The sequence below is a fragment of the Georgenia subflava genome (assembly GCF_009193155.1).
GTDB classification, from domain to species: Bacteria; Actinomycetota; Actinomycetes; order Actinomycetales; family Actinomycetaceae; genus Georgenia; species Georgenia subflava.
Genome location: NZ_VUKD01000003.1, coordinates 441027 through 465574, shown reverse-complemented (window position 1 = coordinate 465574; position 24548 = coordinate 441027). Strand labels below are relative to the sequence as shown.

Genomic DNA, 24548 nt, shown 5'->3' with positions numbered 1-24548 from the left:
TCTCGTGCCGGGTATCGCAGAGGCGTTCAAGCGGGTGCTGGTCGGGCGGCCGGTACGTAGCGACCGGGTGGGGCAGACCCTGCTCACCAAGCGGATCGCGCTGCCGGTCTTCGCCTCCGACGCGCTCTCGTCGGTCGCGTACGCCCCCGACGAGATCCTGCTCACGCTCTCCCTCGCCGGGCTCGCGGCGGTGACGGTCTCGCCGTGGGTGGGCCTCGCCGTCGTCGTGGTCATGCTGACGGTGGTGACGTCCTACCGCCAGACGGTGCACGCCTATCCTTCCGGCGGCGGCGACTACGAGGTCACCACGACCAACCTCGGCCCGCGCGCCGGGCTGACCGTCGCCAGCGCCCTGCTGGTCGACTACGTCCTCACCGTGGCGGTGTCCATCTCCTCCGGCGTGCAGTACCTCGCCGCGGCCGTGCCTGCCACGGCGGGGTACCAGACGGTCATCGCCGTCGGCGTCGTCGTCGTGCTCGCCCTCGTCAACCTGCGCGGGGTGCGCGAGTCCGGTCGCGTGCTCGCGATCCCCGGCTACCTCTTCATGGGCGCCATCGGCGTCATGGCCCTTGTCGGGCTGCTGCAGCACGCCGCCGGCACGCTCGAGCCGGCGGCCTCGGCCGCGTTCGACGTCGTCCCCGAGGCCGCGCTGGACTCCGGGCTGGTCGGACTGGCGGGCGCCTTCCTCGTGCTGCGCGCGTTCTCCTCCGGGGCGGCGGCCCTGACCGGTGTGGAGACCGTCAGCAACGGCGTGCCCGCGTTCGAGCGCCCACGGTCGAAGAACGCCGCCACGACCCTGCTGCTGCTCGGCCTGATCTCCGCCGTCATGCTCATGTCGGTGCTCGCCCTCGCCCGGTCCACCGGGGTGCGCTACGTGCAGGACCCCACCACCCAGCTGCTCCTCGACGGCGCTCCCGTCGGCGAGGACTACCAGCAGGACCCGGTCATCGGGCAGATCGCCGCCACGGTGTTCGACGGCGCTCCGGTGATGTTCTTCGTCGTCACCGTGGTGACGGGCCTGATCCTGCTGCTCGCCGCGAACACCGCGTTCAACGGCTTCCCGGTCCTGGGGTCGATCCTGGGGCGCGACGGCTTCCTGCCGCGCCAGCTCCACACCCGCGGCGACCGGCTCGCGTACTCCAACGGGATCCTCGCCCTGGCGGTGGCCGCCGTCGCCCTCGTGGTGATCTTCGACGCCGAGGTCACCCGGCTCATCCAGCTCTACATCGTCGGGGTGTTCATCTCGTTCACGGTGAGCCAGCTCGGCATGGTGCGGCACTGGACGCGGCACCTGCGGGTCGAGACCGACCCGAGGACGCGCTCGCGGATGCGCCGCTCGCGGGTGGTCAACACGTTCGGGCTGGCCATGACCGGCGTCGTGCTGGTCATCGTGCTCGTCACCAAGTTCACCCACGGCGCCTGGGTCACCCTGCTGCTGATGGCCGTGCTGTACGCCGTCATGAACGCGATCCGCCGGCACTACGACCAGGTGGCCCGCGACCTCGCCGTCCCCGACCTCACCGCCGCTCGTGCGCTGCCAGCGCGGGTGCACGGGATCGTCCTGGTCTCTAAGCTCCACCAGCCCACCATGCGTGCGCTCGCCTACGCCCGCGCCACGCGCCCCTCCACGCTCGAGGCCGTCACCGTCGAGGTCGACCCGGCGGAGAGCCGCGCGCTGCGCCGCGCGTGGGACGAGGCAGAGATCCCGGTGGCTCTGACGGTCCTCGACTCCCCGTTCCGTGAGATCACCCGACCGGTGGTCGAGCACGTACGCTCGGTACGCCGTGCCTCGCCCCGGGACCTCGTCGTGGTCTTCGTGCCCGAGTACGTCGTGGGCCACTGGTGGGAGCAGCTGCTCCACAACCAGAGCGCCCTGCGGCTCAAGGGACGGCTGCTGTTCACCCCGGGAGTCGTCATGGCCTCGGTGCCCTTCCAGCTCCACGAGGTCGACCACCTCGAGGCCGGACCAGGAGACTCACATGCCCGTTGACCCGCACGCACAGGAGACACCGCCGGTCGACGCCGACGGCGAGGGGGACGGCGCCGTCGTCGAGATCGGCGACCCCGCGCACGGCGGGCACTGCGTCGCGCGTCTGGACGGGCGCGTCGTGTTCGTGCGCCACGCACTGCCGGGCGAGGAGATCCGGCTCCGGGTGACGGACCGGCGCTCGCGCTTCTGGCGGGCGGACGCCGTCGAGATCCTGCGCCCCTCCTCGGACCGGGTCCCCTCGGTGTGGCCCGAGGCGGGGCCGGACGGGGTCGGTGGCGGCGAGCTCGCGCACGTCGCGCTGCCGGCCCAGCGCGTCTGGAAGGCCCGGGTGCTCGCCGACACGCTGCGGCGGATCGGCGGGGAGCAGGTGGCCGAGGACGTCGCGTCCGTAGCACCCGAGGGGGTCGTGGTCGAGGCGCTCGCGGGCGACGACGACGCCGGCGGCCTCGGCACCCGCACGCGGGTGGACCTGACCGTGGACCCATCCGGCGTCGCCGGCATGCACCGGTTCCGCAGCCACGAGGTGGTCGCTCTCTCCTCGATGCCGCTGGCCGAGCAGTCGCTCGTCGACCTCGGTCTGCTCGGACCTGACTCGCCGTGGCGGCGCACCTGGCACCCCGGCGCCCGGGTGAGCGCCGTGGCGCCGTCCGCGGGCGAGCCGATGGTCCTTGTCGACGGCGAGCCGGTCCCGCTGGGCAGGCGGGGCAAGGGGCCGGCCCGCCGCGCCGTGCGCGAGGTCGTGGCGTCGCCGGTCGGTGAGCTGTCCTACCGGGTGTCCGGCAGCGGGTTCTGGCAGGTCCACCGCAGGGCGCCGGAGGCGCTCGTGGCGGCCGTGCTCGCCGCCGCGGCGGTCGAGCCGGGGCAGAAGGTCTTCGAGCTCTACTCCGGCGCCGGCCTGCTGAGCCTGCCGCTGGCGCGCGCGGTGGGGGAGTCCGGCACGGTCGTCACCCTCGAGGGCGCCGACGGTGCGGTTCGGGATGCCCGGCGAAACCTGCACGACCATCCCAACGTGGCGATCGGGCACGGACCTGTCGAGCCGCGCACGATCGCCGAGGGGGGTGCGGAGGCGGACGTCGTCGTGCTCGACCCGCCGCGAGCGGGCGCGGGTGCCGGCGTGATGGCCGCCGTCGCCGAGCTGGCGCCGTCACGCATCGTCCACGTCGCCTGCGACCCGGCCGCGCTGGCGCGCGACCTCGCCGCCGCCCGGGCCGCCGGGTACGTGACGACCGGGGTGCGAGCGTTCGACCTCTTCCCGCACACCCACCACTTCGAGGTCGTGGCGGTCCTCGAGCGGGTGTGACGGGTTGCCCCTCGAGCTGCGTCGTAGGGGCTGTCCTCGACCGCGAAGGACCTGGCCGCGCGGGACGGCGGCCGAGGTCGCTGAAGTGGTCGCGATAGCAACCACTTCAGCGATCTCGTTCAGGCAACGAAGCACGCTCGCTCTGCGTGTCGGTGGACACACCCGCGCCCCGCAAAGTATCTTGATATCGAGATATCACGGGTGCGTACGCCGTGGGACCATGAGGTCTGTACGCGACGTGGCGCCGGTCGCGCCGCCGCGCCCGAAGGTCAGCACGAGCCGAGGAGCACATGTGAGTACAGACAGCTTCAAGTCCAGAGGAACGCTCGACGTCGGCGGGAAGAGCTACGAGATCTTCCGCCTGTCGGCGGTCGAGGGCCTGGACCGCCTCCCGTACAGCCTGAAGATCCTCGCGGAGAACCTGCTGCGTACCGAGGACGGCAAGAACGTCACTGCCGACCATGTGCGCGCACTGGCCGAGTGGGTGCCGGACTCCGAGCCGAGCACGGAGATCCAGTTCACCCCGGCACGCGTCGTCATGCAGGACTTCACCGGTGTGCCCTGCGTCGTCGACCTCGCCACCATGCGCGAGGCCGTCGCCGAGCTCGGCGGCAGCCCGGACAAGATCAACCCGCTCGCCCCGGCCGAGCTCGTCATCGACCACTCCGTCGTCATCGACGTCTTCGGCCGCGAGGACGCCTTCGAGCGCAACGTCGAGTTCGAGTACGGCCGCAACCGGGAGCGCTACCAGTTCCTGCGGTGGGGCCAGTCGGCGTTCGACGACTTCAAGGTCGTCCCCCCGGGCACCGGCATCGTGCACCAGGTCAACCTCGAGTACCTCGCCCGCACCGTCATGACCCGTGACGTCGACGGCGTCACCCGCGCCTACCCCGACACCTGCGTCGGCACCGACTCGCACACCACCATGGTCAACGGCCTCGGGGTGCTCGGCTGGGGCGTCGGCGGCATCGAGGCCGAGGCGGCCATGCTCGGCCAGCCCGTCTCCATGCTCATCCCGCGGGTCGTGGGCTTCAAGCTCTCCGGCTCCATCCCGTCGGGCGCCACGGCCACCGACGTCGTGCTGACGATCACCGAGAAGCTCCGCGAGCACGGAGTCGTCGGGAAGTTCGTCGAGTTCTACGGCGAGGGCGTCGCAGCGGTCCCGCTGGCCAACCGCGCCACCATCGGCAACATGAGCCCAGAGTTCGGCTCCACCGCCGCGATCTTCCCGATCGACCAGGTCACCCTGGACTACCTCCGGCTCACCGGCCGCGCCGATGACGAGGTCGAGCTCGTCGAGGCCTACGCCAAGGAGCAGGGCCTGTGGCACGACCCCTCGAAGGAGGCCGCCTTCTCCGAGTACCTCGAGCTCGACCTGTCCACGGTCGTGCCGTCGATCGCCGGCCCGAAGCGCCCCCAGGACCGGATCGCGCTGACCGAGTCCAAGGACCAGTTCGTCAACGACCTGAAGAACTACGTCCTCAACGGCCACGGCATCGCCAAGAGCGCCGTCGACCAGGAGCTCATGCAGACCTTCCCGGCCTCGGACTCGCCGTCCCACGACGCGCTCGAGGAGTCCGCGGCGGCCGGGCAGCCCACGCACTCCGAGGCGGCGCCTGCCGGGTACCGGCGCCCGCACGCGAACGTGCCGGTGACCATGGAGGACGGGCGGGAGACGACGCTCGACCACGGCGCCGTCGTCATCTCCTCCATCACCTCGTGCACCAACACCTCCAACCCGTCGGTGATGATGGCCGCCGGGCTGCTGGCGAAGAACGCCGTCGAGAAGGGCCTGAAGGTCAAGCCGTGGGTCAAGACCTCGATGGCACCCGGATCGAAGGTCGTGACGGGTTACTACGACAAGGCCGGCCTGTGGCCGTACCTGGAGAACCTGGGCTACCACCTGGTCGGTTACGGCTGCACCACGTGCATCGGCAACTCCGGGCCGCTGCCCGAGCAGGTCTCCGAGGCCGTCAACACCCACGACCTCGCCGTCGCCTCGGTCCTGTCCGGCAACCGGAACTTCGAGGGCCGGATCAACCCGGACGTGAAGATGAACTACCTGGCGTCCCCGCCGCTGGTCATCGCCTACGGCCTGGCCGGGACGATGGACTTCGACTTCGAGACGGAGCCGCTCGGGCAGGACAAGGACGGGGCCGACGTGTTCCTGCGCGACATCTGGCCCTCGCCGGCCGACGTCGAGGCCACGATCCGCTCCTCCATCGACCGGGACATGTTCACCGAGGATTACTCCGACGTCTTCGCCGGCGACCACCGGTGGCGCGCCCTGGAGACCCCGGAGGGCGACATCTTCGACTGGCAGGACGACTCCACCTACGTGCGCAAGCCCCCGTACTTCGAGGGCATGAAGCTCGAGCTCACGCCGGTCGAGGACATCACCGGCACCCGGGTGCTGGCCAAGCTGGGGGACTCGGTCACCACGGACCACATCTCGCCGGCCGGCTCGATCAAGCCCGACAGCCCGGCCGGGAAGTACCTGGCCGAGCACGGCGTGGCCCGCCGCGACTTCAACTCCTACGGCTCGCGCCGCGGGAACCACGAGGTCATGATCCGCGGCACCTTCGCCAACATCCGGCTGCGCAACCAGCTGCTCGACGGCGTCGAGGGCGGCTTCACCAAGAACCTGCTGACCGGTGAGCAGCAGACCATCTTCGACGCCGCCGAGGCGTACGCCGAGGCCGGTGTTCCGCTGGTCATCCTCGGCGGCAAGGAGTACGGCTCGGGCTCCTCGCGCGACTGGGCCGCGAAGGGCACCGCACTGCTGGGCGTCAAGGCCGTCATCACCGAGAGCTTCGAGCGCATCCACCGCTCGAACCTCATCGGCATGGGCGTCCTGCCGCTGCAGTACCCGGCAGGCCAGAACGCCGAGTCCCTCGGGCTGGACGGCACGGAGACCTTCGACATCACCGGTGTGACCGCCATGAACGAGGGGACCACGCCGAGCACCGTCAAGGTCACGGCCACCAAGACCGACGGCAGCGTCGTCGAGTTCGACGCCGTCGTGCGCATCGACACCCCCGGCGAGGCGGACTACTTCCGCAACGGCGGAATCCTGCAGTACGTGCTGCGTCAGCTCGTCGCCGCCTGACGAACCATGACGACGGCGCACCGCGCCGCTGCCGGCCCCGTCCACCTTCGTGTGGGCGGGGCCGGCGGCCGTTCGGACGCTGCCGGCATCACGCTCGGGCGGACGTCGTCGGCGCGGCCCGGGCGGACGTCGTCGGCACAGCTCGAGGGGAGATCGTCGGCACCGCTCGAGCGACGTCGTCGGCAGCACGGCCGGAGCGGACGTCGTCGGCGGCACGGCTCGAGGGGATGTCGTCGTCGGCACGGCCCAAGGGGACGTCGTCGTCGGCACTGCTCCGGCGGACGTCCTCGGCACCACGGCACCACCGTCGTCCCGCCCGTTGCCCGATCGTGACCCATGAACCGGGGCCAGGCGGCGCAGCGACTCATAGAGTCTGGCCATGGGACCTGGTGCGGGCCGCCGTCGTCGCAGGGCAACCGTGGCGACGGGCGTCGTGGTCGCCGTCGTGCTTGGCGCATGTGCCGCTGCGGACGCCGGGGTCGAGCTGCGCTCCGATGTCGAGCGCGACGCCGTGGTGTTGTCAGAGACATCGGACGTGGTGTCAGTGGTCGAGGCGACCACCGCGCTCGGTGTCGGTCTGCTCGCCCCGGACTCGACCGAGAACCAGCTGATCTCGCCGGCGTCGGTCGCCGTTGCGCTGTCGATGCTCGCCGAGGGGGCGCGGGGCGACAGCGCCGCTGAGCTCGACCGCCTGCTCGGCGCTGCCGGTCAGGACCGCACCGATGCCTTCAACGCGCTCCAGTCGGCCATGCAGGAGTACGACGGTGCCCCGGACGTCGATGACGACGACCTGCCCGACGTCCCGCTGCTGCACCTGGCCAACGGGATCGTGGTCGACGAGGACAGGACCGTCGAGGACGAGTTCCTCGACCGGCTCGCCGCTGGGTACGACGCGGGCGTCAGGGTCGCCGAGCTCTCGGATGCGAGCGGGAAGGCGGCGCTCGACGCGTGGGTGCGGAAGCACACCGGTGGTCGGGTCGAGGCCTCCGCCATCAGGCCCGATCCCGACCTGTATCTCGTGCTCCAGAACGCCGTGGTGCTCGCCGCCCGCTGGGAGGCTCCCTTCGAGGCGGGCATGACCCGAGACCTGCCCTTCACGCTCGGAACGGGTGACGAGATCGAGCTCGCCACGATGGTCCGTCGGGGAGACATGGTCTACGCCGATGACGGCCCGTGGCAGGCCGTGCGGCTGCCCTACACGGAGGCTTTCGCCATGGACGTCGTCCTGCCGACCGAGGGGACTGCGCCGACGGAGCTGACTGCCGACGACTGGGCGACGCTCGATGCGGCGTTCGCCACGCCGCAGCAGAGCGAGGTGCTGCTTGCTCTGCCGAAGGTCGACATGGCCACCTCCACATCGTTGCTCGAACCGCTCGAGGCCCTGGGTCTGACCAGCCTCTTCACGTTCGGACGCGCCGACCTGACCGGCATCGCGCCGGACCTGTTCGTCTCCGCGGTCGCGCACCAGGCGACCCTGACGATGGATGAGGAAGGCACCGTCGCGGCCGCGGTGACCGAGATCGGGGCCGAGGCGGGTGCCGCTCCCGAACCGACCGAGCCCGTCGAGATGACGGTTGACAGGCCCTTCGCGATCCGAGTCGTGCACATCGAGACGGGTTGGCCGCTGTTCCTCGGTGCGGTCCAGGACCCCCGCGGCTGACGCGGGAAAGCATGCCCGTGTCCGAGCCTGGGTCAGATGTCAGTGGCCCGAACTAGTGTTTGAGACATGCTCGAGGACGAGGTGTCGGGGTCGGCCGGTGGTGCACCGGTCGACGGGCCGAGCGCCGCCGTGGAGTTCTCGCCGCTCGAGGCGTGTGTGCGTGGACGGGTGGCGTCTTATCGTCGGGCGGCCGGCGTGGTGTGCGTGGACGCCGGGCGTGTGACGGTGACCGGCTGCACGGCCGGCGGGTCCGGGGTGGACTTCGCTCGGCCGCCGGGGGTGTGGGAGCTGGAGTCGATGGTCCTGGACCCTGACGAGGTCGATGCACGGAGGTCGCCGCACGGGCTTGTCTCGGTCGCCGCCCGGTTCTTGGAGGACCAGTCCGGGGGTCCGGTCCTGGCGCACGTGCTGGATGCGCTCGAGCCCGCCGGGGTCGGCGAGCAAGAACTTGTGGAGGCGATCGCGGGGTTCGAGCGTCTGGCGTCGTGGGCGATGTCGGCCCAGGCCAGGTTCGTCGCGGAGCTGACCGACCGGCGCGGGAGCGGCTCGAACGCGTTGACCGAGGCCGGTGCGGAGATCGGCGCCCGCCTGGGCACCACGACCAAGGCGGGGGAGGCGAAGGTCCACTTCGCTTCCGGGTTGTGCCTGTTCCCCAAGGTCGCCGACGCGTTGACGACCGGGACCATCGACACCAAGAAGGCCGGGATCCTGTCCTCGCGGGAGCCGGGGATGAGCATCGAGGACCACCGCAAGGCCGTGGACGAGCTGCTGGACCAGGCCGGTGAGCTGTCCGGGACCGCGCTCAAGGCGAGGCTGCGCAAGGCCGCGCTGACCATCGACCCCGACGCGGGAGCGAAACGTCGGGTGGCGGAGCACGCGGACCGGCGGGTGGTCTTCGACCCGGCCCCGGACGCGATGGCCTGGATCAGCGCGTACGTGCGCGCCGAGGACGCCGCCCGGGTCCGCACCATCTTGGACGCGGTCGCCAAGGCCGCGAAAGGGAACAAGGACATCGACCCCAGGTCCCTGGACCAGGTGCGGGCGGATGCGTTCGTGGACGTCTTCACCGCCCTGGCCGCCAAGGGCGTCGACCTCACCGGCCAGCCTCTGCCCACCCGCACAGGCACCGCGGGTGTGTCGGTGCAGGTCACCGTCGGGGCCGGGACCCTGCTGGGTGTTGATGACGAGCCGGGCATGCTGGGTGGGTACGGGCCGATCCCGGCCGACCTGGCCCGGCAGATCGCGCAGGACGGGACGTGGCGGGCGTTGTTCACCGATGCCGATGGCCAGTTCCGTGCCCTGGGGACGAAGAAGTACCGCCCCGGCGCGGACCTGACCCGCACGATCGTCGCCCGGGATGTGACGTGTACTTTCCCGGGGTGCCGCCAGCCGGCGGTGTGCTGCGACCTGGACCACATCGTCGCTTACGACCCGGCGTGTGCGGCGCGGATCGCGCAGACCACCGAGGTCAACCTCCACCCGCTGTGCCGGCGCCATCACAACCTCAAGACGAACAAGAAGTGGGGCGCGAGGCGGGCTGCGGACGGGTCGATCGTCTGGACCGCACCCACCGGGCACACCTACCGACGCCGACCCGAACCCATCCCCGGCACACCCACCCGCGGTGGCGCCGCAGGCGGCGGAGGTGGCGGAGGTGGCGGCGGTCCAGGTGGTGGTGGAGCCGGCGGCCGGGGCAGCGGCGGCGCCGGGAGCCGCCGGAACGGTGCCGGCGGGACCAGCGGCACCGGCGGCGGAAACAGCGGCGGCGCCAGCCCACCCGACCCCCAGCAGAGCGCTGACGACACCCCGCCGTTCTGAGCAGCCGGTTGCTCCCCCTCAGCATGCGCACCCACCCCGACGAGGGCGCCCGTGCGGTTACGCGAGGTTCTCTACTGCGAGTCGCGGGACGTCACCGGCCGGCTCGAAGCCCCACACCTGGGCGTAGAAGCTGAGCTCGGCGAGCACGGCTGCCTGGATGTTCTCCGCCCTGCGGAAGCCGTGCGCTTCGCCCTCGAACATCACCACAGCGACTGGCAGGCCCTTCGAGCGAACGGCCTCGGCCATCTGCTCCGCCTGGTTGGGTGGCACGACCTTGTCGTCGGAGCCCTGGAGCAGCACCAGCGGCGCCGAGAGCCGGTCGGTGTGGTGCACGGGTGACCGCTCGCGATACACCTCCTCGGCCTCGGGGTAGGGGCCGACCAGGCCCTCCAGGTAGCGCGACTCGAACTTGTGCGTGTCACGGGCGAGAGCCGCCAGGTCACCGATCCCGTACAGGCTCGCGCCCGCCGTGAACACATCCGTGAAAGCCAGTGCGGCCAGTGTCGTGAACCCGCCCGCGCTCCCGCCGCGGATGGCCATCCGTCTCCGGTCCACCATTCCTGAAGCCGCGAGATGCTCGGCGCCGCTCGCGCAGTCAGCGACGTCGACGACGCCCCACACGCCGTCGAGGCGTTCCCGGTAGGCGCGGCCGTACCCGGTGGACCCGCCGTAGTTGACGTCCAGGACCGCAAAACCCCGGCTCGTCCAGAACTGCACGCCGAGCGAGAGCACGCCGAGCGTCGCAGACGTCGGTCCGCCGTGGGTCATCACGATGAGCGGCGGAAGCTCGTCCTCGGGTCCGACGAACCGGGACGAGCGGGGCGCGTAGAAGAAGCCATGCGCCTCGGCGCCGTCGGTCGATGACCAGGAGATCGGCCGGGCGGGCGACACGTCGCCGTCGTCGAGACGCACCGCGCAGCTCTCCTTGAGCACGCCGACGTCACGTGCCTCGAGATCGATCTCCACGATGGCAGGCGTCCTGGTCGGAGTGGCCGCCACCAGGACGACGCGTCCTCCGGAAGCGGCGATGTCTCCGACGGGCTCCCAGCCGGTGTGCCACTCCTCGAGCTCACCGTTGGCCAGCCGCACCGTCCCCATGTGCCAGCGGCCCTCGCTCGTCCAGCTGCAGACGACGTGGTCCTCGTCGAGCACCGCCACCGTGCGCGGGCCGAGGCGCCACTGTGGCGGCGTGAACTCCATCTCGCTCGGGTGCAGGTCCCGGCTGCGCGGCGGACCGTCCCGACCGGGCCCGACCCCCTCGGTGCGGTAGAGGTTCCACCAGCCGGAGGAGTCATCGACGTGCAGGAGGTCGCCGCCAGGTGTCCACACCGGCTGGGCGACGCTGACGCCGTCACCACCGGCGATGACCTCCTCGTCCGCGAGCGTGCCCTCCGTGGTGAGCGCACCGACGTGCAGCCGCGAGCTCGTCCAGGGCATGTGCGGGTGCTCCCAGGTGATCCACGCCAGCCGCGTCGCGTCCTCGTTCAGGACCGGCGAGGTCACGAAGTCATGGCCAGTGACCAGAGCGGTGACCCGTGAGACGTCGTCCGCGGCCGAGCCGTCGAGCGGGACCGACACCAGCTCGTTCACCGGCTCGCCACCGTCGGCCGCCGAGCTGTGGTCCTCGCGCACGGCGTAGACGACGCCACGCGTGACGTCGATGACCGGGTCCGCGAACCGCCACTGCGCCTCGGGCGTGAGACCAACGGGTTCCGGGTCCGACGGGGGACCGGCGTGCCGACCACCGCCACGGCCGGTCTCGAGCCGGTACAGGCGGCCGTCACCGCCGTGCGAGAACACGACGGTCCCGGCGAGGACCGTGTAGGCGGCGCCGCCGTACTCGTGGACTCGCGATCGGACGTCGGCGGGTGAGCCGTCGGGCATGGTCGCGACGACGTCGGCGGGCTCACCGTCCGCCGAGCGGCACACCAGTGCCGTCCGACCACCCTCCTCGGGCCGTCCCTCGAGCCAGTACACGTGCGCCCCGTCGATCTGCGGCAGCGACAGCGACACCGCACGCTCGGTGAGGGTCTGCGCGAGCACCGGCGACGGCCAGGTGCCGCAGGGCAATGGCTCTGCGCCACGGTCATCGATCATGGTCGTCACCCTATGGGCGTTCAGCCCTTGACCGCCCCCTCCCCGACATTCATCAGCCGCTTCTGGAAGATGAAGAACAGCACTGCCACGGGAATGGTCATGAGCGCGGCGGCGGCGAGCTTGATCGGGTACTGCGACCCCTGACTGAGTGCGCCGGAGCTGAGCTGGGCCACGCCCTTGGTCAGGGTGAAGAGCTCCTGGCTCTGCGAGGCGACGATGAAGTGGGACAGCTCGTTCCACGAGCCCTGGAAGGACAGGATGATGATCGTCACGACGGCGGGGGTCGCCATCGGCAGCACGATCGACCAGAAGGTCCGGAACACGCCGGCCCCGTCGATGCGGGCCGCCTCCTCGACGCTGGGCGGGATCGACTCGAAGAAGTTCTTCATGATGAAGATCCCGGCCGCATCCACCAGGAGGGGCAGCACGAGAGCCGCGTAGGTGTCGTAGATGCCCAGCTGGTTGATCACGAGGAACTTCGGGATGAGCAGCACAACGGTCGGCACCGCCATGACCGCCACGAGCCCCGCGAAGATCAGGCTCCGGCCCGGGAACCGGAGGCGGGCCAACGCGTAGCCGGCAAGGGAGTTGAAGAACACCCGACCGAGCGTGACCAGGACCGTGACGATGACGGAGTTGCCGAACCACAGCGGGAAGTCGGAGTTCTGGAACAGGCGCTCGTACGCCGCGGTGGTGGCCGTCTGGGGGACGAGGGAGAGCGGGTTCTGCGCCGCCTCGGCGTTGCTCTTGAAGGACGTCGCCACCTCCACCAGGAAGGGATAGATGTAGACGATCGCCAGACTCACCAGGACGGCGTAAGTCAGCGACGTCGCGATCATGCGCTTCCGCTCGGGGGTGCGACGCGGACGGTTCGCCGCCGGCCGTGCCGTCTGTGTCGTGCTCACGACTGCCTCCGTGGTCGATCGTCAGGTCCCGCGGCTGGCACGTCGCTCGCGGTTCCCACCGAGCCCGGCGCTCCGGTAGCAGCCGCTGCACCGCCGGCCACCACCGGGCGCCGCCGTCGCCGTCGCCGCCACGGCCGTGAGTCACGATCGCTCAGGAGCAGCCGCTGGAAGATCGTCAGCACGACGATGATCGCGAACAGGATGAAGGCGATGGCAGCACCCTCCCCCCAGTTCTGGCCCTCGAAGGAGGTCTGGTAGGACAGGTACGCCGGCGTGAGCGTCGTCTTCCCGGGGCCGCCCTGGGTGCCCGTGTAGATCTGGTCGAACACCTGCCAGGTGCCGATCAGACCGAGGGTGACCACGGTGAACACTGTCGGCCTGAGCATCGGCAGCGTGACGTGCCAGAACCGCTGCCAGGCGTTGGCGCCGTCCATCATCGCCGCCTCGTCGACCTCGCCGGAGATGTTCTGGAGCGCTGCGATGAACAGCAGCATGAACGTCCCGGAGGTGGTGAAGATCGCCATGATGATGAACACCGACATCGCCACCGACGGTCCGGCGAGCCACTGCCACCAGCTGATGCCCAGGAACGGTGCGGCCTGGAGCCCGGCGGGTGCAGCGTCCACACCGACCGCTGCGAGCAGGATGTGGAGCACACCGCGGGGGTCGTTGAACCAGTTCGGTCCCGTGATGGAGAGGTAGCTGAGGAGCTTGTTCACGGCGCCGGAGGCGCTGAACAGGAACAGGAAGAGCACGGTGATGGCCACCGAGCTCGTCACGGACGGGAAGTAGAACGCTGTCCGGAAGAACCCCCTGCCCCTGAGGACCTTCCGGTTGACCAGCATCGCGAGCCCGAGCGCCACCGCGGTCTGGACGGGCACGACCAGTGCCACGTAGTACAGGTTGTTCCGCAGCGACGTGGCGAAGTCACGCTGCGCCAGCCCGCCTCCGCTCAGCAGCTCCTGGTAGTTCTGCGTGCCGACGAAGCTCGCCCCGCCGGCGAACGGGCTGCCCCGGCCCTGCCAGTCGGAGACGCTCACCCACAGCGCCATGCCGATGGGCAGGACCAGGAAGAGGCCGAGGATGACGAGCATCGGCGCGATGAAGATCCATCCGGCCACCGGCTCGCTGCCGCGCACGGCGCTCTTCCGCCGCCTGGGCGCCGGGGCGCGCCCCACGACGTCTGTCGCCGTCATGATTCCGGCCTCTCCCTGGTCGGCCGGCTCAGCTCGCCTCGGCGACGGCTGCGGACATCGACGACTGCACCGATGTCAGGATCGCCTGCGGCTCGGCGCCCGCGAGCCCCTCGAGCTGCGCGTTGAAGTCGCTGACGACGGCCGCCACCCCGTCGATCGGCGGCACACCCTGGGCATAGTCGACCCCGCTGAGGAACGCCTCCATCTCCGGGAACTCCTCCAGGTAGCTGTCGGCCGCGGACTGCACGGACGGCATCACACCGAAGGCCCGGGCGAACTCCAGCTGCTGCTCGGTGGTGGTCAGATGTTCGACCAGCGCGACGGCCGCTTCCTTGTTCTGCGAGTCGGCGGCGATGCCCCAGCAGTTGGTGAACTGCAGCGTCCCCGGACCGGCTGGGCCCTCCGGGAGCGAGACGGCCGTGTAGCCGACGTCCGGGAAGTCGTTCTGCATGGCGCCGGTGATCCAGTTGCCCTCGATCGTCATGGCTGCGGCTGCCGTGCCGAAGGCCTCGCCGCCCCAGCCGGTTCCGACCTCGGACGGGTACTTCACGTTGCCTGCCGTCAGCTGCTCCTTCACGAAGGTCAGCGCCTCGGCGTTCTCCGGGCTGTCCACGACGGCCTCCGAGCCGTCCTCCGAGACCAGTCCGCCGCCGGCCTGCGCCATGAACACACCGATCCGCTGCCACTCCGGCCCGAACGAGAGTCCGACCTGAGTGTCTGTGGTCAACGTCGCCGCCACCTCGGCAAGCTCCTCCCAGGTCGTGGGGTAGTCGTCCTCGGTGAGTCCCGCCGCTGACCACGCCTCGTCGTTGATGATCAGCGCGAGCGTGGAGAAGTCCTTGGGTGCGCAGTAGAGCTGGTCCTCGAAGGTGAAGGAGTTGACGAGCTCGGGGTAGAAGTCGTCGACGTTCTCCAGCTGGTCGGCATACGGCTCGAGGGAACCGTTCGCGGCGTATCCGGGGAAGTGGTCGGTGCTGACGTAGAAGACGTCGGGCGGCGAGCCTGCGGCGAAGCCCTGGCTCAGCTGCTGCGGGAGGTCCGCCGCCACGTTGACGCTCGCCTCCGTGCCCGACTCCTCGGACCAGGCGGCCACCGCCTCCTCGACCGCTTGGGTCTCGGCATCGCCGCTGGAGGCAATGAGCACATCGAGGCTGCCGGAACCACCCTCGGAGCCGCCGTCCGTACCGGCGGTGTCCCCGCCGTCGTCGAAGCCGGATCCACCACCGCACGCGCTGAGCGCCACTGTGATGGCGCCGACAAGCACCAGGACGCCGTAGCGGCGGCCACTGGGACGTTTCGTGGACATCGATCTCTCCTTCGCGTGGTGGGCCGGCCGCTTCAGGCGGTGGCGACCCTCGAACCGGTGGACTCCCGGACCTGGAGGTCGGGGTCGAGCAGGATGTGGGTCGGGGGCGGAGTCGTGCCTGCCGGACGCTCGTCGAGTAGGAGGGCGACGGCACTCTCCGCCGCCACCTCCAGCGGTTGGGCCAGACTCGTCAGTCCCACGGCGGCCGCAACGGGGGTGTCGTCGAAGCCCGCCACGGCAACCGTGTGCGGGTGCTCCGACGCAGCTCGCAGCGCCCCCAGGGCGACCGTGTCCGAGACGCACACGACGGCGGTGGCGCTGCGCTCGGCGATGAGCGTCGCGGCGGCCGACCGGGCATCACGGACGTCGTTGTCGGTGCGCGCGACCCAGGCGGACGGTTGCTCGGCCGGCGCCAGGCGCAGCCGGTGCACCGCCCGCAACCACCCCGCACGCCGGTCGTCCCCGACACCGGAGCCCGCCGGCCAGCCGACGAATCCGATCCTGGTGTGGCCGAGGGCGGCGAGGTGGGTCACGGCCACGTCGGTGCCGGCAGCACCGTCGACGTCTACCCACGCGTGCGTGGTCCCTTCCTCCTGGGCCCCCCAGGGCCGCCCGAACGTGACGAAGGAGACGCCCTCTCTGCTCAGCCACGCGGTGCGCGGGTCGCCGTGGTGCGTGCCGGTCAGGAGGACGGACTCGATCTCCCGGGCCGCGAGGACCTCTTCGTACTGGTCGAGCTCGTCGTCGTCCGACGAGGCGGCCAGGAGCAAGATGCGGTATCCGCGGTTCCGCGCAGCGGTCGCCACTGCGTGCAGGAACCGGTCTCCCACGCCACCCGCTCCCGTCTCAGCCTTGGGGGGCAGGGCTAGCCCGATGGCCCGCGCTGCACCCGTCCGCAGTGCTTTGGCTGCACGCGACGGGCGGTAGCCGAGCTCGGCGATCGCCTGCTGGACGCGCGCGAGCGTCTCCGGCCGAAGCATCTCGGGAGAGTTCATCGCGTTCGACACCGTCTGGCGCGAGACCCCCGCGCGGTGGGCGACGGTGGACAGCGTCGCGCGCGAGTCGACAGGCATGTCGATCACCTCCCGGCGCCGTGGCACTTTCGTTTTGGATCGATCCAATCTACGGTAAGAGTGCGCCAGGTCACACTTGCTGTCAAGCGCCGCAGATCACGGAACGGATACGGAGACAGCCATGGCTCGACAGCCTTTCCTCCACGACCTTCTCGTCTGCCTCCAGGCACCGACCCAGGTGTGGTCCGGTGCGGACGGCCAGCTTCGTGGCTCCGGGGTGCACGGTGTGATGCACGCAGACGTCCGGGTCCTGTCCCGCGCGCTGCTCACGGTCGGCGGCGAGGAGCCCGAGCACCTGTCCGGCGGCAGCGAGGGCGCCGACGGCCTGGTCGTGGTCGCTGCGGCCCGGGCGGTCGACGGACCTGGCGCCGACCCCACGACCCGGGTCGTGCGGCGCCGTCGGGTGGAGCCAGGTGCCGTCGTCGAGGACATCGTCCTCTCGGCCGCGACGGCGGAACCGGTGCGGGCAAGGCTCGAGCTCTCGCTCGGCAGCGACATGGCGACCCTGGAGACGGTGAAGCAGGGTCTGCCGAGCCAGGAGGAACCCGCCGACATCTCGCCCACGCAGGTGACCTGGACCGGCCCCGACGGCATCACAACTACCGTCGTCGTCGACGGCGCGCAGGTGGTCGGCACGGTCACGTCTCCGGTACTGCGCTGGGACGTCGTCGCGAGCGCCGGCCGCCCGGCAGCGGTCGGCTGGACTCTCACCGTCACCGATCCCGCGAGCGTGGTCCGGCAACCGGCCGCCGTCCGGCCGGAGTGGTCGGTGCCGACCGTCACCGCCACCGACCGGCGGCTCCCGGCATGGGTGGACCAGAGCCTCGCCGACCTTTCCGCCCTGCGGATGACGTCCGACCTGTCACCCGAAGACACGTTCCTCGCCGCCGGCGCGCCATGGTTCTTCACCCTCTTCGGCAGGGACTCCATCTGGGCGGCCCGCATGCTGCTCCCGCTCGGCACGGAGCTGGCAGCCGGGACGCTGCGCACGCTCGCCGCGGCCCAGGGCACCAGGACCGACCCGGCCAGCGCGGAGCAACCGGGCAAGATCCTGCACGAGGTCCGTCGCGCCGCGCTCGTCGTCGACGAGCGCACCGTCCTGCCTCCCACGTACTACGGCACGATCGACGCCACCCCGCTGTGGGTGTGCCTCCTGCACGACGCCTGGAGGTGGGGGATGCCGGAGGACGAGGTCGCGGCGCTGCTCCCGCACCTCGAGGCCGCCCTCGCCTGGATGGCGGAGCACGGGGACGCGGACGGAGACGGCTTCCTCGAGTACGTGGACGAGTCGGGCACCGGCCTGGCGAACCAGGGCTGGAAAGACTCCGGCGACTCCGTCCAGTGGCGCGACGGCACGCTGGCCGAGGGAACGATCGCGCTCTGCGAGGTGCAGGGGTACGCCCACGAGGCGGCCGTGGGCGGCGCCGCGCTCCTGGACCACTTCGGACGTCCCGGCGCCCAGCGGTGGCGCGACTGGGCGGCCTCTCTGGCCGAGCGCTTCCGCGCGGCCTTCTGGGTGGCGGACGACGACGGCGACTACCCGGCCATCGCCCTCGACGGCCGCAAACGCGCGGTCGACTCCCTGACGTCGAACGTCGGGCACCTGCTCGGTACCGGGCTGCTGAGCCACGACGAGGAGGAGCGTGTGGTGCGGCGCCTGACGGAACCGTCGATGAGCTCCGGCTACGGCCTGCGGACCCTGTCCGAACGCTCCGGCGGGTACTGGCCGCTGCGGTACCACGGTGGCGCCGTGTGGCCGCACGACACCGCGATCGTCATCTCCTCGATGGCCCGGGCAGGCTTCGCCGAGGAGGCCGGTCGCCTCGGGGCCGCGCTGCTGGAGGCAGCCGCGGACTTCGACTTCCGGCTGCCTGAGCTCTTCGCCGGAGACGCCCGCGGCACGGTTCCCGCCGCGGTGCCGTACCCGGCGGCGTGCCGGCCGCAGGCGTGGTCGGCCGCCTCCGCCGTCGTCGTCCTCTCGACGGCGCTCGGCCTGGACGTCGACGTGCCCGCGGGCACGGTCAGCGTCCGTCCCGTCCCCGGCGCGCTCGGTCGTGGGCTGGCCGTGGAGGGCCTGCGGGCGGGCGGGGCCGCCCTCGACCTCACGCGGGACGACGGCGGTCGGCTCACCCCCCGCTCCGCCGCGGGGCTGCGCAGCATCGGCGCCTGACCGCCACGCCGGCCCGCCTGCCCGGACTGCACCCGTTCTTCCGGCGTTCTAGAGTGGGGCGCTGGCGCACCGACCCGGGTGCGCGCGAGGGAGGAAGCAGCATGAGTCACCTGGAGCGCATCCGTCGCCCGGCCGATCTGCGCCGGATGTCGACGGCGGAGCTCGAGGTGCTGGCCAAGGAGATCCGCGACTTCCTGGTCACGTCCGTCGCGCGCACGGGCGGCCACATGGGTCCGAACCTCGGTGTGGTCGAGCTGACCATCGCCGTCCACCGCGTCTTCGACTCCCCGGCCGAGCACGTCGTTTTCGACACCGGCCACCAGGCCTACGTGCACAAGCTGCTGACCGGGCGTCAGGACTTCACCGAGCTTCGTCGCCGCGGCGGCCTGTCCGGCTATCCCTCGCGCACCGAGTCCGACCACGACGTCGTCGAGAACTCCCACGCCTCCACCGCACTGAGCTGGGCCGACGGCATCGCCAAGGCGAACCAGCTCCGCGGCCTGGGCGATCGCAGCGTGGTGGCGGTCATCGGGGACGGCGCCCTCACCGGCGGCATGGCCTGGGAGGCCCTCAACAACATCGCCGACGGCCAGGACCGCTCGCTCGTGATCGTCGTCAACGACAACGGGCGCTCCTACGCACCGACCATCGGCGGGCTCGCCAACCACCTCGACGCGCTTCGCACGACCCCGCACTACGAGAAGGTCCTCGACTGGGGCAAGCGGACGCTGCAGCGCTCGGGCCCGCCCGGCCGGATGGCCTTCGACGCCCTGCACGGCATGAAGAAGGGGCTCAAGGACGTCATCGCGCCGCAGGGGCTCTTCGAGGGGCTGGGCATCAAGTACATCGGCCCCGTCGACGGCCACGACATCGCCGCCATGGAGGTCGCGCTCTCGCGGGCCAAGGCCTTCGGCGGACCGGTCATCGTCCACGCCATCACCGAGAAGGGCCGCGGCTACACGCCCGCCGAGACCGACGTCGCGGACCGCTTCCACGCCGTCGGCGTCATCCATCCCGAGACGGGCCTGCCCGTCGCGCCGTCGAGGTTCGGCTGGACGTCGGTGTTCGCGGAGGAGATCGTCGAGATCGGACGACGGCGCAGCGACGTCGTCGCCATCACGGCCGCCATGCTCGCGCCGGTCGGGCTCGCGCCGTTCGCGGAGGAGTTCCCCGACCGGGTCTTCGACGTCGGCATCGCGGAGCAGCACGCCGTCACGTCGGCTGCCGGCATGGCCTTCGCCGGGCTGCACCCGGTCATCGCCCTGTACGCCACGTTCCTCAACCGCGGGATCGACCAGGTGCTCATGGACGTGGCGCTGCACCGTGCCGGCGTCACCTTCGTGCTCGACCGTGCCGGCCTGACCGGCGACGACGGCGCCTCGCACAACGGCATGTGGGACATGGCACTGCTGCGCACGGTCCCGAGCCTGCGCCTCGCCGCCCCGCGTGACGAGGACACGCTGCGTGCCGAGCTGCGCGAGGCCGTCGCGATCGACGACGCACCCACCGTCGTGCGCTACCCCAAGGGTGCGCTGCCCGACGCCCTGCCCGCAGTCGCACGCCAGGGGAGCGTCGACGTCCTCGCCCGGCACGGCGGCGTCCCGCGCGTCCTCGTCATCGGCGTCGGCCCCATGGCGCACACCGCCGTCGAGGTCGGCACGGCGCTGGACGCCCAGGGGATCGGCTCGACGGTCGTCGACCCGCGCTGGGTGCTGCCCGTCAGCGCGGACCTGCTCCACCTCGCCCGCCAGCACGACCTGGTCGTCACCGTCGAGGACGGGCTGGCGAGCAACGGCGTCGGGTCGGCGCTGCGTGACGCCCTTGCGGCGGCCGGCACCGACGTGCCCGTCCGCTGCCACGGCGTGCCGCTGCGGTTCCTCGAGCACGCGTCCCGTACTCAGCTGGTGGAGGCCTTCCACCTGCGTGGGCAGGACATCGCCCGGGAGACGGCGTCGGCCGTCGCGGCTCTCGTCCGCACGACCGAGCCCACGTCGCTGCCCACCGAACACTGAGGGCGCTGCGCCCGACCGCCGATCGCCTCCGGGTCCGCGCCTGCCTCGCGGGTCTGCCCGGTCCCGCCTGCCCTCGCAGTATGTGGAAGATCCGTCAGGACTCCCTGACGGACGTTCCACACCTGGTCCACGGGCGGCGCACTCTTGTCGCGGATCACGCCCGCGAGGAGCCGCTCCCTACGTCGCGTCGACCGGCAGGCTCGCCACGCCCGGCTCGTGGAACCGGCTGCCGGTGACGTCCTCGGCCGCCCCGGTTCGGTCCAGGTACGGGCTGAGGCCGCCCAGGTGCAGCGGCCAGCCGGCACCGAGCATCATCGCCAGGTCGACGTCCCCGACGTCACCGACCACGCCCTCGCCGAGCAGCAGCGAGGTCTCCTCGGCGAGAGCCTTCTGCACCCTGGCGAGCAGCCCCGCCGCGTCCCGCGGCTCGGCCAGCGGCCGGGAACCGAAGAGCTCGGCGACGGCCGGGTCGACCGGCGAGGTCGCCGAGGGACGGCCCTCGCCGAGCACGAAGGACCGGCACTCGGCCACCACCCGAGCGAGGCCGGGGGAGTCGGGGTACCGCTCGCCCAGGTTCTCCCTGAGGGTGACGAGCACGTGCTCGGCCACCGCCGGGCCGACGAGCTGGAGCAGCTGGAAGGGCCCCATCGGCAGCCCCATGGGCACCAGTGCGGCGTCGGCGTCCGCGACGGTGGTGCCCTCCTCGAGGGCGCCGAGCACCTCACCGAGCAGCCGTACGAGGAGCCGGTTGACCACGAACCCCGGGGCGTCGGCGACCGCGACGGCGCTCTTGCGGCACGCCTCGGCGACCGCGAACGCCGTCGCGTAGGTCTCGTCGTCGGTGCGGGCGGCGCGCACCACCTCCACCAGCGGCATCTGCGCGACCGGGTTGAAGAAGTGCAGGCCGACCACCCGCTCGGGATGGGCCAGGTGCTCGGCCATGTCGCTGACCGAGAGTGCCGAGGTGTTGGTCGCGAGCACCGTCTGAGGGCCGACGACCTGCTCGAGCTCGGCGAACACCTGCTGCTTGACCGCCGGCTCCTCGAAGACCGCCTCGACCACGAGGTCGGTCCCGGCCAGGTCGGCGAGCTGCGTGGTCACCCTCAGGAGCGGCCTGAGCTGCTCGGCCTCCGCCGGCCGCAGCTGTCCCCGCGTCACGGCGTGGTCGATCTGGGCGTGCACCGCGGCTAGGCCACGCTCGGCGCGTTCGTCGTCGAGGTCGCGCATGGTGACCGGTACGCGGAGCGAGCGGGCGAGGAGCAGGGCCAGCTGTCCGGCCATCAGCCCCGCGCCCGCCACGCCGACGGATCCGATCTCGCGCGGTCCGACGTCCACCGGCCGGCCGGCCGGGCGCTTCGCGCGCCGGGTCAGCAGGTCGAAGGCGTACAGCCCGGCACGGAGCTGGTCCGTCATCACCAGGTCGACGAGTGCGTCGTCCTCGACCGCGAAGGACTCGGCCCGGGTCCGCGTGCGGGACGCCGCGACGGTCTTCAGCGCCCGCGCGGGCGCGGGGGCACCGCCGGCGGCCTTCGCCTCGGCCAGCGGGTGCCGGGCCTCGACGGCGGCCAGCCACTCCTCGTCGGTGAAGTCACCGCTCGACCGCTCGACGGCCACCTCACCGGTCACCACCCGGCGCAGCCAGTCGACGGCGGCGGCGGGTCCGCCGTCGACGTCGAGCACCGCGTCGACGAGTCCTGCCTCCTGGGCCGTGGCCGCCGCCAGCAGGCGGTTGTTCCTCGCGGGGTTGTCCACGATGACGGTCAGCGCGGTGTCCGGTCCGACGAGCCGCGGCAGGGTGGTGCACCCGCCCCAGCCGGGCAGGAGCCCGAGGTAGGTCTCCGGCAGACCGATCGCGCGCACCCCGGCGACGGCGGTCCGGTAGTCGCACGCGAGCGCGAGCTCGAGCCCGCCACCCAGCGCTGAGCCGTTCAGGTGCGCCAGCGTGGGTACCGGGAGGTCGGCGATCGCGGCGACCACCTCGTGACCCCCCTCCGCCAGCTCGCGCACCTGCGCGGCGTGGTCGGCGGAGCGGATGAGGTGGAGGTCCGCCCCGGCGAGGAAGGTGCGCCCGGTGCCGGTAAGGACGACGGCCGCAACCTCCGACGACGCCGCTCGCGCCCCGGCGTCGGCCACGGCCCGCGCGACGTTGGCCAGACCGGCCGGACCGAGCGTGCACGGCCGCTCCGACCCGTCCTCCGGGGCGAGGGTGAGCACGAGGACGGTGCCCAGACCTGGAACCTCCACGTCGGTCGGGTGGACCCCGGTGACGCGCTCGGCGTACGGGGCGGTGGATGCAGCGGGCACGGGATCTCCAACCAGATAGACGACACTGTCGGTATCAGATACCTGTGCCGAGCCTACCGGGCGGGAGCCGCCTGCGGCGCCCCGTGGTCTCGGTCGGCCAGAGGTCCCGATGACGCCTGTGCCGTGCGGGGGCCGACGGCGCCCGTGCGATGGGGGCCGATAACGCCTGTGCCATAGGGGGGCCGATGCCCTGTGCCATACGGGGCCGATGCCCCTGTGCTACAGGGGGCCGATGCGCCTGCGCCATAAGGATCCCGGTGGGCGCCTGCGCCCGGCACGTGCGCCTCGGGCGCTGCACGACGGTCAGACCGTGCGCAACGCCTGCGTGAGCGGCTCCGCCACGACGCCGACCTGCCACTGCCGGGCGCCGAGCGCCAGGAGACGGTCGGTGACATGGCCGGTGCTCGGGCGCGGCTTGACCTCCCAGGCGAGCCTGCGCTGTACCCGGGGAGAGAGCAGGTTCTCCTGGGGGAGCGCGTTCTCCTCGGCCAGCGCTCGCACGCTGGCGCGCACCACGTCCAGGCGCTCCGCGGCCTCGGGGTTCCGTTCCGCCCACGACCGTGGCGGCGGCAGCTCGCCCGGCGCGTGGGGTGCCCGCCGCGGTGGGAGCTCGGACTCGGGCAGGGCGAGCGCCCGGCTCACGGCGGCCTGCCAGTAGGCGGCGTGCCGGCGTGTGCCCTTTCCACCGAACTCACGCACCTTCACCAGCTCCTCGACGGAACTGGGCTGAGCCTGGGCCGCGGCGACGATCGCGGCGGCGGGCAGCACCCGGCCGGGAGAGCGGTCGCGCCGTCGGGCGAGGTCCTCGCGCGCCAGCCAGACCTCGCGGGCGACGGCGAGGCCGCGCGGGCTGCGCACGTTCTGCAGGCCGGCCGTGCGTCGCCACGGGTCGACCCGCGGCTCGGCCGGCGGGGCGGTCCGCACGTGCTCGAACTCCTCCAGCGCCCACTCCAGCTTGCCCGCCTGCTCCAGGCGCGCGGTCAGCACGTCGCGCAGCTCCAGCAGGAGCTCGACGTCCAGCGCCGCGTACCGCAACCACGACTCAGGCAGCGGACGGGTGGACCAGTCGGCCGCGGAGTGCTCCTTCGCCAGGGCGTAGCCGAGGTTCTCGGCGATGACGGCGGCGAGACCGACCCGCTCGCTGCCCAGCAGCCGTGAGGCGAGCTCGGTGTCGAAGAGCGCGGCCGGGGTCAGTCCCAGCTCCCGCAGGCAAGGCAGGTCCTGGTCGGCGGCGTGCAGCACCCATTCCGCGGGGTTCACCACCTCGGCCAGCGCGGTCAGGTCGTCCAGAGGCACGGGGTCGAGCAGCACCGTGCCGGCGCCGGCGCGACGTAGCTGCACCAGGTACGCGCTCTGGCCGTAGCGGAAGCCAGAGGCCCGCTCGGCGTCCACGGCGATCGGCCCGCCGGACGCCCGCAGCGCCGCGACCACGGCGTCGAGCTCGTCGGGGGTGGCGGTGACCGGGGGGACGCCGTCGGCCGGGACCGTCAGCGGCTGCGTCGCCGGTGCGGCGGGCGCTCCGTCCGAGGCCGGTGCGGCGAGCGCTTCGTGCCCGGCCGGTGCGGCGGGCGCTCCGTGCGCGGCCGCGGGGGGCAGCTCCTCGGGCGC

14 protein-coding genes are annotated in these 24548 nt (G+C 71.9%); 7 read left to right on the top strand and 7 right to left on the bottom strand.

Annotated features, from left to right (window positions below):
* The first annotated feature begins 4 nt into the window (after positions 1-4).
* The 5 genes from GD748_RS12115 to GD748_RS12095 all read left to right on the top strand — a co-directional run bounded on the left by GD748_RS12115 (position 5) and on the right by GD748_RS12095 (position 9877).
* Positions 5-1990, top strand: coding sequence for an APC family permease (locus tag GD748_RS12115; protein WP_152195447.1), 1986 nt, complete (start codon positions 5-7; stop codon positions 1988-1990).
* Positions 1980-3290, top strand: a complete 1311-nt coding sequence (locus tag GD748_RS12110; RefSeq protein ID WP_152195446.1) for a class I SAM-dependent RNA methyltransferase — start codon at positions 1980-1982, stop codon at positions 3288-3290. The genes GD748_RS12115 and GD748_RS12110 overlap by 11 nt, the downstream gene beginning before the upstream one ends.
* A 292-nt stretch (positions 3291-3582) precedes the next feature.
* Positions 3583-6399, top strand: coding sequence for an aconitate hydratase (locus tag GD748_RS12105; protein WP_226921250.1), 2817 nt, complete (start codon positions 3583-3585; stop codon positions 6397-6399).
* A gap of 379 nt (positions 6400-6778) precedes the next feature.
* Complete coding sequence (locus tag GD748_RS12100; protein WP_152195444.1) at positions 6779-8059, top strand: serpin family protein; 1281 nt, start codon at positions 6779-6781, stop codon at positions 8057-8059.
* Positions 8060-8125: 66 nt separating this feature from the next.
* Positions 8126-9877, top strand: coding sequence for an HNH endonuclease signature motif containing protein (locus tag GD748_RS12095; protein ID WP_152195443.1), 1752 nt, complete (start codon positions 8126-8128; stop codon positions 9875-9877).
* A gap of 57 nt (positions 9878-9934) precedes the next feature.
* On the opposite strand, the gene GD748_RS12090 is transcribed toward GD748_RS12095, so the two are convergent.
* The 5 genes from GD748_RS12090 to GD748_RS12070 all read right to left on the bottom strand — a co-directional run bounded on the left by GD748_RS12090 (position 9935) and on the right by GD748_RS12070 (position 16454).
* The gene (locus GD748_RS12090) at positions 9935-11974 is read right to left on the bottom strand and encodes an alpha/beta hydrolase family protein (RefSeq protein WP_152195442.1); all 2040 of its coding nucleotides are present in this window, start codon (positions 11972-11974) and stop codon (positions 9935-9937) included.
* 20 nt (positions 11975-11994) lie between these two features.
* On the bottom strand, positions 11995-12813 hold the full coding sequence (locus GD748_RS12085; RefSeq protein ID WP_152195699.1) for a carbohydrate ABC transporter permease: 819 nt from the start codon (positions 12811-12813) through the stop codon (positions 11995-11997).
* 62 nt (positions 12814-12875) lie between these two features.
* A complete protein-coding gene (locus GD748_RS12080) occupies positions 12876-14075 on the bottom strand; it encodes a carbohydrate ABC transporter permease (RefSeq protein WP_152195441.1) in 1200 nt (399 codons plus the stop codon).
* A 28-nt stretch (positions 14076-14103) separates the two neighbouring features.
* Positions 14104-15381: a sugar ABC transporter substrate-binding protein gene (locus tag GD748_RS12075; RefSeq protein WP_152195440.1), complete on the bottom strand. Its 1278-nt coding sequence runs from the start codon at positions 15379-15381 to the stop codon at positions 14104-14106.
* Positions 15382-15413: 32 nt separating this feature from the next.
* The gene (locus GD748_RS12070) at positions 15414-16454 is read right to left on the bottom strand and encodes a LacI family DNA-binding transcriptional regulator (protein ID WP_152195439.1); all 1041 of its coding nucleotides are present in this window, start codon (positions 16452-16454) and stop codon (positions 15414-15416) included.
* Positions 16455-16575: 121 nt separating this feature from the next.
* Here GD748_RS12070 and GD748_RS12065 point away from each other — a divergent pair, with 121 nt between their 5' ends.
* Both GD748_RS12065 and dxs read left to right on the top strand, forming a co-directional pair.
* Positions 16576-18624: a glycogen debranching N-terminal domain-containing protein gene (locus GD748_RS12065; protein ID WP_152195438.1), complete on the top strand. Its 2049-nt coding sequence runs from the start codon at positions 16576-16578 to the stop codon at positions 18622-18624.
* 101 nt (positions 18625-18725) lie between these two features.
* A complete protein-coding gene (dxs, locus tag GD748_RS12060) occupies positions 18726-20636 on the top strand; it encodes a 1-deoxy-D-xylulose-5-phosphate synthase (protein ID WP_152195437.1) in 1911 nt (636 codons plus the stop codon).
* 177 nt (positions 20637-20813) lie between these two features.
* Here the strand turns inward: dxs and GD748_RS12055 are convergent, their stop codons facing one another.
* Together GD748_RS12055 and GD748_RS12050 are read right to left on the bottom strand one after the other, a co-directional pair.
* Positions 20814-22940, bottom strand: a complete 2127-nt coding sequence (locus tag GD748_RS12055) for a 3-hydroxyacyl-CoA dehydrogenase NAD-binding domain-containing protein (RefSeq protein WP_152195436.1) — start codon at positions 22938-22940, stop codon at positions 20814-20816.
* A 303-nt stretch (positions 22941-23243) separates the two neighbouring features.
* Positions 23244-24536, bottom strand: coding sequence for an HRDC domain-containing protein (locus GD748_RS12050; RefSeq protein WP_452176690.1), 1293 nt, complete (start codon positions 24534-24536; stop codon positions 23244-23246).
* Between the last annotated feature and the right edge of the window lie 12 nt (positions 24537-24548).